General features: G+C 59.4%; 14 protein-coding genes. 1 reads left to right on the top strand and 13 read right to left on the bottom strand.

Going from position 1 to position 13,096, the window contains the following annotated elements; translation table 11 throughout:
* Nucleotides 1–2: 2 nt before the first annotated feature.
* The 8 genes from hscA to trmJ all read right to left on the bottom strand — a co-directional run bounded on the left by hscA (nucleotide 3) and on the right by trmJ (nucleotide 6,892).
* A complete protein-coding gene (gene hscA, locus AC6CIA_RS04985; RefSeq protein WP_498310878.1) occupies nucleotides 3–1,865 on the bottom strand; it encodes a Fe-S protein assembly chaperone HscA in 1,863 nt (620 codons plus the stop codon).
* A 51-nt stretch (nucleotides 1,866–1,916) separates the two neighbouring features.
* The gene (gene hscB / locus AC6CIA_RS04980) at nucleotides 1,917–2,438 is read right to left on the bottom strand and encodes a co-chaperone HscB (protein WP_339531705.1); all 522 of its coding nucleotides are present in this window, start codon (nucleotides 2,436–2,438) and stop codon (nucleotides 1,917–1,919) included.
* Nucleotides 2,439–2,446: 8 nt separating this feature from the next.
* Nucleotides 2,447–2,770: an iron-sulfur cluster assembly protein IscA gene (gene iscA / locus AC6CIA_RS04975; RefSeq protein ID WP_028620147.1), complete on the bottom strand. Its 324-nt coding sequence runs from the start codon at nucleotides 2,768–2,770 to the stop codon at nucleotides 2,447–2,449.
* 29 nt (nucleotides 2,771–2,799) lie between these two features.
* Nucleotides 2,800–3,186, bottom strand: coding sequence for a Fe-S cluster assembly scaffold IscU (iscU, locus tag AC6CIA_RS04970; RefSeq protein ID WP_028617851.1), 387 nt, complete (start codon nucleotides 3,184–3,186; stop codon nucleotides 2,800–2,802).
* 99 nt (nucleotides 3,187–3,285) lie between these two features.
* Complete coding sequence (locus AC6CIA_RS04965) at nucleotides 3,286–4,500, bottom strand: IscS subfamily cysteine desulfurase (RefSeq protein ID WP_339531706.1); 1,215 nt, start codon at nucleotides 4,498–4,500, stop codon at nucleotides 3,286–3,288.
* 50 nt (nucleotides 4,501–4,550) lie between these two features.
* Entirely contained in the window at nucleotides 4,551–5,042 is a 492-nt protein-coding gene (gene iscR, locus AC6CIA_RS04960; protein ID WP_339531707.1) for a Fe-S cluster assembly transcriptional regulator IscR, read from the bottom strand.
* 293 nt (nucleotides 5,043–5,335) lie between these two features.
* Nucleotides 5,336–6,118 (bottom strand): serine O-acetyltransferase, encoded by a 783-nt coding sequence (cysE, locus tag AC6CIA_RS04955; protein WP_498310877.1) that lies wholly within the window; start codon nucleotides 6,116–6,118, stop codon nucleotides 5,336–5,338.
* A gap of 3 nt (nucleotides 6,119–6,121) precedes the next feature.
* Entirely contained in the window at nucleotides 6,122–6,892 is a 771-nt protein-coding gene (trmJ, locus tag AC6CIA_RS04950; RefSeq protein WP_498310876.1) for a tRNA (cytosine(32)/uridine(32)-2'-O)-methyltransferase TrmJ, read from the bottom strand.
* Between the two features lie 145 nt (nucleotides 6,893–7,037).
* On the opposite strand from trmJ, the gene suhB reads away from it, so the two are divergent.
* Nucleotides 7,038–7,853 carry a type III secretion system regulator SuhB gene (gene suhB, locus AC6CIA_RS04945; RefSeq protein WP_498310875.1) on the top strand — a complete coding sequence of 272 codons (816 nt, stop codon included), beginning with the start codon at nucleotides 7,038–7,040 and terminating at the stop codon, nucleotides 7,851–7,853.
* Between the two features lie 222 nt (nucleotides 7,854–8,075).
* On the opposite strand, the gene AC6CIA_RS04940 is transcribed toward suhB, so the two are convergent.
* The 5 genes from AC6CIA_RS04940 to tgt form a co-directional block, all read right to left on the bottom strand.
* Entirely contained in the window at nucleotides 8,076–8,618 is a 543-nt protein-coding gene (locus AC6CIA_RS04940) for a glycine zipper 2TM domain-containing protein (protein WP_084380022.1), read from the bottom strand.
* Nucleotides 8,619–8,742: 124 nt separating this feature from the next.
* Nucleotides 8,743–9,657: a protein translocase subunit SecF gene (secF, locus tag AC6CIA_RS04935; RefSeq protein WP_498310874.1), complete on the bottom strand. Its 915-nt coding sequence runs from the start codon at nucleotides 9,655–9,657 to the stop codon at nucleotides 8,743–8,745.
* A gap of 9 nt (nucleotides 9,658–9,666) precedes the next feature.
* Nucleotides 9,667–11,535, bottom strand: coding sequence for a protein translocase subunit SecD (secD, locus tag AC6CIA_RS04930; protein WP_498310873.1), 1,869 nt, complete (start codon nucleotides 11,533–11,535; stop codon nucleotides 9,667–9,669).
* Nucleotides 11,536–11,597: 62 nt separating this feature from the next.
* Nucleotides 11,598–11,936 (bottom strand): preprotein translocase subunit YajC, encoded by a 339-nt coding sequence (gene yajC, locus AC6CIA_RS04925; RefSeq protein ID WP_003175975.1) that lies wholly within the window; start codon nucleotides 11,934–11,936, stop codon nucleotides 11,598–11,600.
* A gap of 43 nt (nucleotides 11,937–11,979) precedes the next feature.
* The gene (tgt, locus tag AC6CIA_RS04920; protein ID WP_339531721.1) at nucleotides 11,980–13,095 is read right to left on the bottom strand and encodes a tRNA guanosine(34) transglycosylase Tgt; all 1,116 of its coding nucleotides are present in this window, start codon (nucleotides 13,093–13,095) and stop codon (nucleotides 11,980–11,982) included.
* Nucleotide 13,096: the final 1 nt, after the last annotated feature.

Genomic DNA, 13,096 nt, shown 5'->3' with positions numbered 1-13,096 from the left:
AGTTATTCCTCAATTTCATTCAGGTTGCGGCCCGCCAGGGCGGCTTTTACCGTCTGGTCCATACGACGGGCGGCAAAGGCATCGGTTACTTGCGAAAGGCGCTTGGTCTGCTGTTCGATGGCGTAACCATCGGTGCCTTTCATCAATTCGGCCAACTCTTGCATCTGCAGGTCGATGACCATGCGCTCTTCGGCGTCCAGCAAACGCTCGCCGTCGGCCTCAAGAGCACCCTGCACCGCTTCGAGCAGGCGCTGGGCGTCAACTTGCTGCTCACGCAACACACGGGCGACCTTGTCGTCACCGGCATATTGGAACGAGTCCTTGAGCATCTTGGCGATTTCGCCATCGGTCAGGCCGTAGGACGGCTTGACCTGGATGCTGGCCTCGACGCCCGAGCCCAATTCACGCGCGGCCACACTGAGCAAGCCGTCGGCGTCGACCTGGAAGGTCACGCGAATCTTCGCCGCGCCCGCCACCATCGCCGGGATACCGCGCAATTCAAAGCGTGCCAGGGAACGGCAATCGCTGATCAGCTCGCGCTCTCCTTGCAGCACATGAATCATCATGGCTGTCTGGCCATCTTTGTAGGTCGTGAAGTCCTGGGCGCGGGCGACGGGGATGGTGGTATTACGCGGAATCACCTTTTCCATCAAGCCGCCCATGGTTTCCAGCCCCAGGGACAAAGGAATCACATCGAGCAACAGCAACTCGCCGCCATCGCGCTTGTTGCCTGCGAGGGTATCGGCCTGAATCGCCGCACCAATGGCGACCACTTGATCCGGGTCGATTTCGGTCAGCGGCTGGCGCCCAAAGGCTTCGGCGACAGCTTCGCGAACACGCGGCACACGGGTCGAACCACCCACCATGACCACCGCAGCAACATCTTCCAGCTCGACACCGGAATCACGCACGGCACGGCGACAGGCCTTGAGGCTGCGAGCAACCATCGGCTCGATCAGCGCATCGAAGGCTTCACGACTCAGCTGCGCCGACCAGGTACCGTAGGAGACTTCAACGCAAGCTGCATCAGTCAACGCCTCCTTGGCAGCACAGGCGGCCTGCAGCAGATTACGTTGCGCGCCCGGATCCAGGTCAGCGGACAACCCGGCGCTGTTGATAATCCAGCCAGCAATGGCGTGATCGAAGTCATCGCCACCCAGCGCACTATCGCCACCGGTGGCCAGCACTTCGAACACGCCGCCGGTCAGGCGCAGGATCGAAATATCAAAGGTGCCGCCGCCCAGGTCGTAAATCGCGACCAGGCCTTCGGCGTGCTGGTCAAGCCCGTAGGCCACGGCGGCCGCGGTCGGCTCATTGAGCAGGCGCAATACGTTGAGGCCGGCGAGTTTCGCCGCATCCTTGGTGGCTTGCCGCTGAGCGTCATCGAAATACGCCGGAACGGTGATTACCGCCCCGACCAATTCCCCACCCAAGGTGGTTTCGGCGCGCTGGCGCAGCACCTTGAGAATTTCCGCCGACACTTCCACCGGGCTTTTCGGCCCTTGGACGGTGTCGATGAACGGCATGTGGGACTCACCACCGACAAAGCGGTACGGCAGTTGATCGCCCAATTGCTTGACGTCGGACAAACCACGCCCCATCAAGCGCTTGACCGACAACACGGTGTTCAGCGGGTCCGTAGACGCCGCCAGCTTGGCCGACTCGCCGACTTCGGTACGGTCGGCGTGATAACGCACCGCAGACGGCAGGATAACCTGGCCATCGGCATCGGGCAGCGGCTCGGAAAGGCCGCTGCGCAATGCAGCAACCAGCGAATTGGTGGTACCCAAGTCGATACCCACCGCCAGGCGACGCTGGTGCGGTTGTGGACTTTGGCCGGGTTCGGCGATCTGCAGTAGAGCCATGGTAATCAGGTCTTATCTGTCTATCAGGCGTGCAATCGGGGCAGCACTGGGTTAATCGTCGAGGCGCTCTTCTAACTGGCGCACTTCGTAGGTGAGCTTGTCGAGGAACTGCATGCGCCGCATCAGGCGTTCGGCCTGCTCGCGCTGCGCTGCATCATCCCAACAGGCTGCGAAGCTTTCGTTGAGTTCGTCCTGAGCCACTTTCAGACGACGCTTGAAGACCGCGACACCCGCCAGATCGGCTTCGTCCTGCAAGTCTTCGAGTTCTTCGCGCCACTGCATCTGTTGCAGCAAGAAGTCCGGATCATGCACCGTGACCTCAAGCGGCAACTCGCCACCGTTCAACGCAAGCAGGTAACGCGCACGCTTAGGTGGGTTTTTCAGCGTCTGATAGGCTTCATTGAGGCTGGCCGACTGCTCCAGTGCCAACCGCTGCTCACGCTCGGAAGCGTCGGCGAAGCGGTCGGGATGCACCCCACGCGCCAGTTCACGGTAGCGCGTGGCGAGCTGATCGAGATCCAGCCGAAAACTCGGCTGCAGATCAAATAAAGCGAAATGACAAGGAGTACCCACAAATAGCCTCAGATGTTGAAGCTTTCGCCGCAGCCACATTCACCGCGCACGTTGGGGTTGTTGAACTTGAAGCCTTCGTTCAACCCTTCCTTGACGAAATCGAGTTCGGTGCCGTCCAGGTAGCTCAGGCTTTTCGGGTCGATGATCACTTTCTCGCCGTGACTTTCGAACACCTGATCTTCCGCAACCACCTCATCGACAAACTCCAGCACGTAGGCAAGGCCGGAACAGCCCGTGGTGCGAACACCCAGACGAATTCCCTCACCTTTACCGCGCCCATCCAGGGAGCGTCGCACGTGCCGCGCAGCCGCTTCTGTCATGCTGATAGCCATCGTTGACTCCTTACTCGTCGCCAAATTGCTTAGATCAAGCCTTTCTTCTGCTTGTAGTCGCGAACCGCCGCCTTGATGGCGTCTTCCGCGAGTACCGAGCAGTGGATTTTCACTGGCGGCAAGGCCAGCTCTTCGGCCAACTGGGTGTTGCTGATGGTGACAGCCTCATCCAGCGTCTTGCCTTTCATCCACTCGGTCGCCAGGGAGCTGGAGGCGATGGCCGAACCACAGCCATAGGTTTTGAACTTGGCGTCTTCGATAACGCCAGCGTCGTTGACCTTGATCTGCAGGCGCATCACATCGCCGCACGCCGGGGCGCCGACCATGCCGGTGCCGACATCAGGATCTTCCGCGTCCATCTTGCCGACGTTACGCGGGTTTTCGTAGTGGTCGATGACCTTTTCGCTGTAAGCCATGGTACTGAATCCTCACTCATCAGGGCCGCTCTGGAACCCTGTAAAAACGCCTGCGTTTTCCGCCACGTTCCTACAGAGCTTGGGTGGCGGCTTCTATAGTTAGTGTGCCGCCCACTCGATCTTGGAGATATCGACACCGTCCTTGTACATGTCCCACAGCGGCGACAGGGTACGCAGTTTGGTCACAGCCTCGCAGACTTTCTGCGCGGCGTAGTCGACTTCCTCTTCGGTGGTGAAACGGCCGAACGTAAAGCGGATCGAGCTATGCGCCAGCTCATCGTTGCGGCCCAGGGCGCGCAGGACGTAAGACGGCTCAAGGGAGGCCGAGGTGCAGGCCGAACCGGACGAAACCGCCAGATCCTTGAGCGCCATGATCAGCGACTCGCCTTCGACATAGTTGAAGCTCAAATTCAGGTTGTGCGGTACACGGGCGGTCATGCTGCCGTTGACGTAGAGTTCTTCGAGGTTCTCGACCTGCTTGTAGAAACGCTCGTTCAACGCCTTGATGCGCACGTTTTCGGCAGCCATGTCTTCCTTGGCCACACGGAAGGCTTCGCCCATGCCAACGATCTGGTGGGTCGCCAGGGTGCCGGAACGCATGCCGCGCTCGTGCCCGCCGCCGTGCATGGTGGCTTCGATGCGCACGCGAGGCTTGCGGCTCACGTACAGGGCGCCGATGCCTTTGGGACCGTAGGTTTTGTGCGCCGAGAACGACATCAAGTCGACTTTCAGCTGGGACAGGTCGATGTCGACCTTGCCGGTGGACTGCGCCGCGTCGACGTGCAGCAGCACGCCCTTGGAACGGGTCAGCTCGCCGATGGCCGCGATGTCGTTGACGGTGCCGATTTCGTTGTTCACGTGGATGACGGAAACCAGGATGGTGTCTTCACGCATCGCCGCTTCAATCATCGCCGGGGTCACGATGCCGTCGGTGGTCGGTTCGAGGTAGGTGACCTCAAACCCTTCACGTTCCAGTTGGCGCATGGTGTCGAGGACAGCCTTGTGCTCAATCTTGGTGGTGATCAGGTGCTTGCCTTTGGTGGCGTAGAAATGCGCCGCGCCCTTGATTGCCAGGTTGTCGGACTCGGTGGCACCGGAAGTCCAGACGATTTCGCGTGGGTCGGCATTGACCAGGTCCGCGACCTGACGACGAGCGTTCTCGACCGCTTCCTCGGCTTTCCAGCCGAACACGTGGGAACGGGAGGCCGGGTTGCCGAAGTTTCCGTCAACCAACAGGCATTCACTCATCTTTTGCGCAACACGCGGATCAACCGGGGTGGTCGCTGAGTAATCAAGGTAAATCGGCAATTTCATGGACTTTCTCCTAAATCAGGCTGGCTGGCGTGCCGTTAGCTCTGCGGCTGTCACTCGACGGCGGACGCTTCAATCTTGTCCAGAAGCGGCGCCTTGGTGTTGCATCGGCGCTGGTCCTGACGCTGGGCTACTTCTTGCACCTCACGGCGAGTTACAAGATCAGCCAAGCTGATACCACTCAAAAACTCATGGATCTGCAGGCTCAGGTCACACCACAAGTGGTGCGTCAGGCAGGTATCGCCGGCATGGCAATCACCCAGCCCCTGACATTTGGTGGCATCGACGGATTCGTTCACCGCGTCGATCACCTGTGCAACCTGGATACCCTGCATGTCGCGAGACAACTGATAACCGCCACCAGGACCGCGAACACTGGAAACCAGGTTGCTGCGGCGCAACTTGGCGAACAATTGCTCGAGGTAAGACAGGGAAATGCCTTGGCGCTCGGAGATATCGGCCAGGGACACCGGGCCATTTTGCGCGTGCAGGGCCAGATCCAGCATGGCGGTCACCGCATATCGGCCTTTTGTAGTCAGTCTCATGGACAAATACCAAGGTGCTTCAGAATGGGAGCAAGTATGCTATTCCCGAGTATTTAAGTCAACTATAAGACCTAGTACTTTAGTCAGGAATACCCGCAAAAAGGGCGCGCGAATCATAGCAGGAAGGGCCGGGGACGAACAGCGGGAACAAGGGCGAACCGCAGACCAATGGAGAGCGAATGTGGGAGCGGGCTTGCTCGCGAACGCGGTGAATCAGTCGATATACTCGGCGACTGACACTCCGCATTCGCGAGCAAGCCCGCACACCTGGGTTTTGCGCTGATCCCTGGACTTCAACTGGCCTTTGTGGCCGCCTCGTCCTTGATTTCGGCGAAATCTTCTTCGCGCAGCTCTGGAAGGTCTTTGGCACAGTAGGTACTGCCCAGTTCTTTCAGCGCCCCGCACATTCCATCGAGCTTGCCATCCACCGCCTGCAGGTGATCGAGCAACTGGCCAATGGCGCGCGCCACCGGGTCGGGCATGTCTTCACTGACACCATAGGCATCGAAGCCGATCTTCTCGGCCATCGCCTTGCGCTTGGCTTCCTGCTCGTCGCCGACTTCCGGCTTGACGATGATCCGCCCCGGAATCCCCACCACGGTCGCACCCGGCGGAACAGCCTTGGTGACCACCGCATTGGAGCCGACCTTGGCGCCGGCGCCGACAGTGAATGGGCCCAATACCTTGGCGCCCGCCCCCACTACCACGCCGTCGCCCAGGGTCGGGTGGCGCTTGCCCTTATTCCAACTGGTGCCCCCCAGGGTCACGCCCTGATAGAGGGTCACGTCATCGCCGATTTCGGCCGTTTCACCAATCACAATGCCCATGCCGTGGTCGATGAAGAAGCGACGCCCGACTCTTGCCCCCGGATGAATCTCGATCCCGGTCAGCCAGCGACCGAAGTTCGACACCAGTCGCGCCAGCCATTTCCAGCCCATGCTCCATAAGGCACCCGACAGACGATGAATCCAGATCGCATGCATGCCCGGGTAGCAGGTCAATACCTCGAAGGCGTTGCGCGCCGCCGGGTCACGGTGGAAAACACTCTGGATATCTTCTCGCAAACGCTCGAACATTTTTTAATCCTTCCGCTTAAGAAGCTCGCCACGGGCCGCTTTCTGGGTTTCCGTGAGGATGCCACGCAATATGTTCATTTCCGCTCGACTGACTGAACTGCGCCCGTACAGTCGACGCAAGCGCGCCATCAAATGCCGTGGTTTTTCGGGATCGAGGAATTCGATGGCCACCAGGGTCTGCTCCAGGTGTTCATAGAACCGCTCCAGCTCGTCCATGGTGGCCAATTCGCCACTTTTGCTCGACGCAACCTCTTCCTTTTCTACCTTGCTCGGCTGCCCTGCGGCTGCCAGCCAGGCCATACGCACTTCATAACTCAACACCTGCACCGCAGCCCCAAGATTCAACGAACTGAACTCGGGATCTGATGGAATATGCACGTGATAATGACATCGCTGCAGCTCTTCATTGGTCAAGCCGGAATCTTCACGACCGAATACCAACGCGATTTCAGCACCACCGACCGCTTCCTCGACCACTTTGGCCCCGCACTCGCGGGGATCAAGCAGCGGCCAAGGAATTCGACGGTCGCGAGCGCTGGTGCCGAGCACCAGATTGCAGCCGACCAAGGCCTCTTCCAAAGTGGCGACGACCTGAGCTTTTTCAAGGATGTCATTGGCGCCGGATGCACGAGCATCAGCCTCGTGGTGCGGAAACAGGCGCGGTTCAACCAGCACCAGGCGCGTCAGCCCCATGTTTTTCATGGCTCGCGCCACCCCACCGATATTGCCGGGGTGACTGGTATTGACCAAGACGACACGAATGTTTTGCAGCAAGGGAGGCGCTCTCGGACACGGGAAAGGGGAGCAAATCTTACAGAACAGCCTAAGGTTATGCCATGAAAGCGAACGTCGTCCTTCACCTGAAGAAAGTTTCTGCTAGAATGCCCGGCTTTCTTTAACAACCTTAGGTGACACATCCATGCAGCCCATGCTGAATATCGCGCTGCGCGCCGCCCGCAGCGCCAGTGAATTGATCTTCCGCTCCATCGAGCGCCTGGATACCATCAAGGTCGACGAAAAAGACGCCAAGGATTATGTGTCCGAGGTGGATCGCGCCGCCGAACAGAAAATCATCGACGCCCTGCGCAAGGCCTACCCTACTCACGGCATCCTCGGTGAAGAAACCGGTTTGCACAAAGGTAGCGGCGAAGGCGAAGACTACCTGTGGATCATCGACCCACTGGACGGCACCACCAACTTCCTGCGCGGCATCCCGCATTTTGCCGTGAGCATTGCCTGCAAATACCGCGGCCGCCTGGAACACGCCGTTGTACTGGATCCGGTTCGCCAGGAAGAATTTACCGCCAGCCGTGGCCGTGGCGCCCAACTGAACGGTCGTCGCCTGCGCGTCAGCGGCCGCACCAGCCTGGACGGCGCCCTGTTGGGCACCGGCTTCCCGTTCCGCGATGACCAGATGGACAACCTGGAAAACTACTTGGGCATGTTCCGCTCCCTGGTTGGCCAGACCGCAGGCATCCGTCGCGCCGGCGCCGCCAGCCTCGACCTGGCCTATGTCGCCGCCGGTCGTTTTGATGCGTTCTGGGAGTCAGGCCTGTCCGAATGGGACATGGCGGCAGGCGCGCTGCTGATTCAAGAAGCCGGCGGCCTGGTGAGCGACTTCACTGGCGGTCACGACTTCCTGGAAAAGGGTCACGTCGTAGCCGGCAACACCAAATGCTTCAAGGCGGTGCTGACGGCTATTCAGCCGCACCTGCCGGCTTCGCTGAAGCGCTAAGCGAGCAAGCACAAAAAAAGCACCTTTCGAGGTGCTTTTTTTTGCCTTGGATTTGCTTGCGCCTGAAATGCCAGCCACACCACCAAGCAAATGTGGGAAGGGGCTTGCTCCCGATTGCAGTGGGTCAGCGCCTGATTGGCTGACTGATCCACCACTATCGGGAGCAAACCCCTTCCCACATTTTGAATTGCACAGTTTTTTGAATCTGCGCCAGGCCCGGGATTATTGCTGGTTTTGACCCAGGATCAGACGCCCTTCCTTATCCACCGGAATCTGCCCACCAGGATCACGCTCCATGCGCACCGTGCCTTCCTTGCCATCCAGGTTATAACGCACGTCATACCCGACAACCTTATCGCTGATGTCATTCACGGTGTTACAGCGAGTCTGCGTGGTGGTGTAGGTATCACGATTCTGCATGCCTTCCTGCACCTTGTTACCGGCATAACCACCACCCACTGCGCCAGCCACGGTCGCGATCTTCTTGCCGCTGCCGCCACCGATCTGATTCCCCAGCAAGCCACCGGCCAGGGCACCGACCACAGTGCCGGCGATTTGATGTTGATCCTGCACCGGACGCTGCCGGGTCACGGTGACGTCCTTGCAGACCTCACGCGGTGTTTTGATCTGGGTCTTGACCGGCTGCACTGCCAGTACTTGCGCATACTCAGGGCCGCTTTTTACCAGGCTGTAGGTGGCGACAGCACCCCCGGCAGTCACACCGACAGCACCCAATACCGCACCAACCAGTAACGACTTGTTCACGTGAACCTCCTGACCATCACAAGCGGACCGAAACGTCCGCGCTATACCCAGCCTTGGAGCAAAAAAAAAGGCGTGAGTTCAATCCTCACGCCTTCTTTTGCGACAGCCGACCAACAAACGCCCATCAAGGACGGTCGTCAATCTCCTTGTCGGTCGCGACCGGAGGAATCAGGTCTTCACTACTGAGGTCCAGCCAGATCAGCACCACGTTAGCGATGTAGATCGACGAGTAAGTACCCGCCAGCACGCCGATGAACAGCGCCAGAGAGAAGCCCCACAGGTTGTCGCCACCGAAAATCATCAGTGCGGCGATCGCCAGCAGAGTCGAGATCGATGTCGCCATGGTCCGCAGCAGGGTCTGGGTCGTGGAGATATTGATGTTCTCGATCAACGTCGCCTTGCGCAGCACCCGGAAGTTCTCGCGAACCCGGTCGAATACCACGATGGTGTCGTTGAGGGAATAACCAATGATCGCCAGTACCGCCGCCAATACGGTGAGGTCGAAGGTAATCTGGAAATACGCCAGGATACCCACGGTCACGATCACGTCGTGGATCAGCGAGACGATAGCGCCCACCCCGAACTTCCACTGAAAGCGGAAAGCCAGGTAGAGCATGATGCCGCCCAACGCCATCAGCATGCCGAGGCCGCCCTGGTCTCGCAGCTCTTCACCGACTTGCGGGCCAACGAATTCGACGCGCTTGACCGACGCCGGGTTGTCGCCGCCGACTTTCTGCAAGACGTCAGCGACTTGCTGCCCCAGTTGCGGGTCTTCGCCCGGCATGCGCACCAGCAGATCGGTGGTCGCGCCAAAGCTCTGTACCACGGCTTCGTCGTAGCCGGCCTTGACCAGCTCGTTGCGCACCTGGCCAACGTCGGCCGGCTTCTCGTAAGTCAGCTCGATGAGCGTACCGCCGGTGAAGTCCAGACCGTAGTTCAGGCCCTTATGGAACCAGCTGAACAACGCCAGAACAGTAAGGAGCACGGTGACGCCGAACGCAATGTTGCGAACGCCCATGAAGTTGATTGTACGTAACATGGCAGCCCCTTAAATCCACAACTTCTTGAAGTCACGCCCGCCAAAGATCAGGTTGACCATTGAACGGGTCACCATGATGGCCGTGAACATCGAGGTAAAGATACCCAGGGACATGGTCACCGCAAAACCCTTGACCGGGCCGGTGCCCATGGCAAAGAGAATCCCGCCGACCAGCAATGTGGTCAGGTTGGAGTCGAGAATTGCGGTAAATGCCCGGCCAAAGCCTTCGTTGATTGCGCGCTGCACGCTCATGCCAGCCGCAATCTCTTCACGAATCCGCGAGAAGATCAGCACGTTGGCGTCCACCGCCATCCCCATGGTGAGGACGATACCGGCGATACCTGGCAGGGTCAGTGTAGCCCCCAGCAGCGACATCAGGGCCAGCAACAGCACCATGTTCACCGACAGCGCAACGGTCGCGATCAGGCCAAAGAAGCGGTAGATGGCGATGATGAACAACGACACGAACAGCATGCCCCACAGGGACGCATCGATACCCTTGGTGATGTTGTCAGCACCCAGGCTCGGACCGATCGTGCGCTCTTCGGCGAAGTACATCGGCGCCGCCAGGCCACCGGCACGCAGCAGCAGTGCCAGCTCCGACGATTCACCCTGGCCATTCAGGCCAGTGATCCGGAACTGAGCCCCCAGCGGCGATTGAATGGTCGCCAGGCTGATGATCTTCTTCTCTTCCTTGAAGGTCTGTACCGGCACGTCTTTCTCGACGCCGTTGACCATTTGCTTGGTGTAGGTGGTGACCGGACGCTGCTCGATGAAGATCACCGCCATGCTGCGACCGACGTTGCTGCGCGTCGCGCGGCTCATCAGTTCGCCACCGTGGCCATCCAGACGGATGTTCACTTCCGGCGTGCCCTGCTCGCCGAAACCAGCCTTGGCGTCAGTCACCTGGTCGCCCGTGATGATCAGGCCACGCTCGATCTGGGCGGGCGGGCGATTGCCTTCGCGGAACTCGAAGGTCTCGGACGTCGCCCGGGAAGCACCCGGCTCAGCCGCGAGACGGAACTCAAGATTGGCCGTCTTGCCGAGGATCCGCTTGGCTTCCGCGGTGTCCTGCACGCCTGGCAACTCGACCACGATGCGATTGGCACCCTGACGCTGAACCAAAGGCTCGGCCACACCCAGCTCGTTGACGCGGTTACGTACCGTGGTCAAGTTCTGCTTGATGGAGTATTCACGGATTTCCGCCAGCTTGGCCGGGGTCATCGCCAGACGCAGCACCGGCTGACCATTGAGGTCGGCGGGAACAATGTCGAAATCATTGAAGTTCTTGCGAATCAGCGCACGGGCTTGTTCACGGACTGCTTCGTCGGCAAAGCCCAGCTGGATGGCACCGTTGAGCTGCGGCAGGCTGCGATAACGCAGGCGCTCTTTACGCAGCAGGCTCTTCACGTCGCCTTCGTAGACCTTAAGGCGTGCGTCGAGGGCCTTGTCCATGTCCACTTCCAGCAGGAAGTGCACACCACCGGACAAGTCCAGGCCCAGCTTCATCGGATGCGCGCCAATGCTGCGCAGCCATTGCGGAGTAGTCTGTGCCAGGTTCAGCGCGACGACATAGTCATCGCCCATCACCTTGCGCACGACATCCTTGGCTGGCAATTGGTCTTCTTGCTTGGTCAGGCGCAACAAGCCGCCTTTCGCATCAGCCGCCAAGGTTGCCGCCTTGACCTGGATACCCGCATCGACCAGCGCTTTGCTGGTGCGGTCCAGATCAGCCTGGGTGACCTGCAGCGCAGTGCTGGCGCCAGTGATCTGGATCGCCGGGTCATCAGGATAGAGATTGGGAGCGGAATAAATAAAACCGATCGCCAGCACCGCCAGGATCAGTACGTATTTCCACAGAGGGTATTTGTTCAGCATCACGCCGCCCGCTTATGACGCGGGGCGCCTTGCGCGCCCCGTCGATTGGTAAAGGTTGGAACTTAGATCGCTTTGAGCGTGCCTTTTGGCAGCGTGGCGGCGATGGCGCCTTTCTGGAACTTCATTTCAACGGTGTCGGAAACTTCCAGAACCACGAAAGCATCGGAAACCTTGGTGATCTTGCCAGCGATACCGCCGGTGGTGACCACTTCATCGCCTTTTTGCAGGCTGCCCAGCAGGTTCTTCTGCTCTTTGGCGCGCTTGGCCTGTGGACGCCAGATCATCAGGTAGAAGATGACCAGGAAGCCGACCAGGAAAATCCACTCGAAACCACCACCCATAGGGCCAGCAGCGGCTGGTGCAGCGGCGTCAGCCATAGCGTTAGAGATAAAAAAGCTCATTTAGCACTCCAGTTGCAAATAGTGAATCTTAGGGTCGGGAAACTCAGTCCAAGGGCGGCACGGGCAGCCCGCGCTTGGCATAGAAGGCATCGACGAAGGCGGCCAATGTACCCTGTTGAATAGCCTCGCGCAAACCAGCCATCAGGACTTGGTAGTGACGCAAATTGTGGATGGTATTCAACATGCTACCCAGCATTTCCCCACACTTGTCCAGATGGTGCAGATAAGCACGGGAGAAGTTCTGGCAGGTATAGCAATCACAGGTGGGATCCAGCGGCGAATCATCATGGCGATGGAACGCGTTACGGATCTTCAGCACGCCTGTATCGATGAACAGATGCCCATTGCGGGCATTACGGGTTGGCATCACGCAATCGAACATGTCCACACCGCGGCGCACACCCTCTACGAGATCTTCCGGTTTGCCAACGCCCATAAGGTAACGAGGTTTGTCAGCCGGCATCAGGCCCGGCAGGTAATCCAGCACCTTGATCATCTCGTGCTTGGGCTCGCCCACCGATAAGCCGCCGATGGCCAGGCCGTCAAAGCCGATCTTGTCGAGACCTTCCAGGGAGCGTTTGCGCAGGTTTTCATGCATGCCGCCCTGCACAATGCCGAACAACGCCGCGGTGTTGTCACCGTGGGCATTCTTCGAGCGCTGGGCCCAGCGCAGCGACAATTCCATCGAGACCCGCGCCACTTCTTCATCGGCCGGGTACGGCGTGCATTCGTCAAAGATCATCACGATGTCGGAACCCAGGTCACGCTGGACCTGCATCGACTCTTCCGGCCCCATGAACACCTTGGAGCCGTCCACCGGCGAGGCGAAGGTCACGCCCTCCTCCTTGATTTTGCGCATGGCGCCCAGACTGAACACCTGGAAACCACCGGAATCGGTGAGGATCGGACCCTGCCACTTCATGAAATCATGCAGGTCGCCGTGCTTCTTGATGACTTCCGTACCTGGACGCAGCCACAGGTGGAAGGTGTTGCCCAGGATGATTTCGGCGCCGGTGGCAACGATGTCCCGGGGCAGCATGCCCTTTACCGTGCCGTAGGTACCGACCGGCATGAACGCCGGGGTCTCGACGGTGCCACGGGGAAAGGTCAAGCGGCCGCGACGGGCTTTGCCGTCGGTGGCCAACAATTCAAACGACATA

The sequence above is a fragment of the Pseudomonas sp. GQ91 genome, from assembly GCF_059758795.1.
The sequence above is the reverse complement of the archived record's forward strand: the minus strand, read 5'-3'. Positions and strand labels throughout refer to the sequence as shown.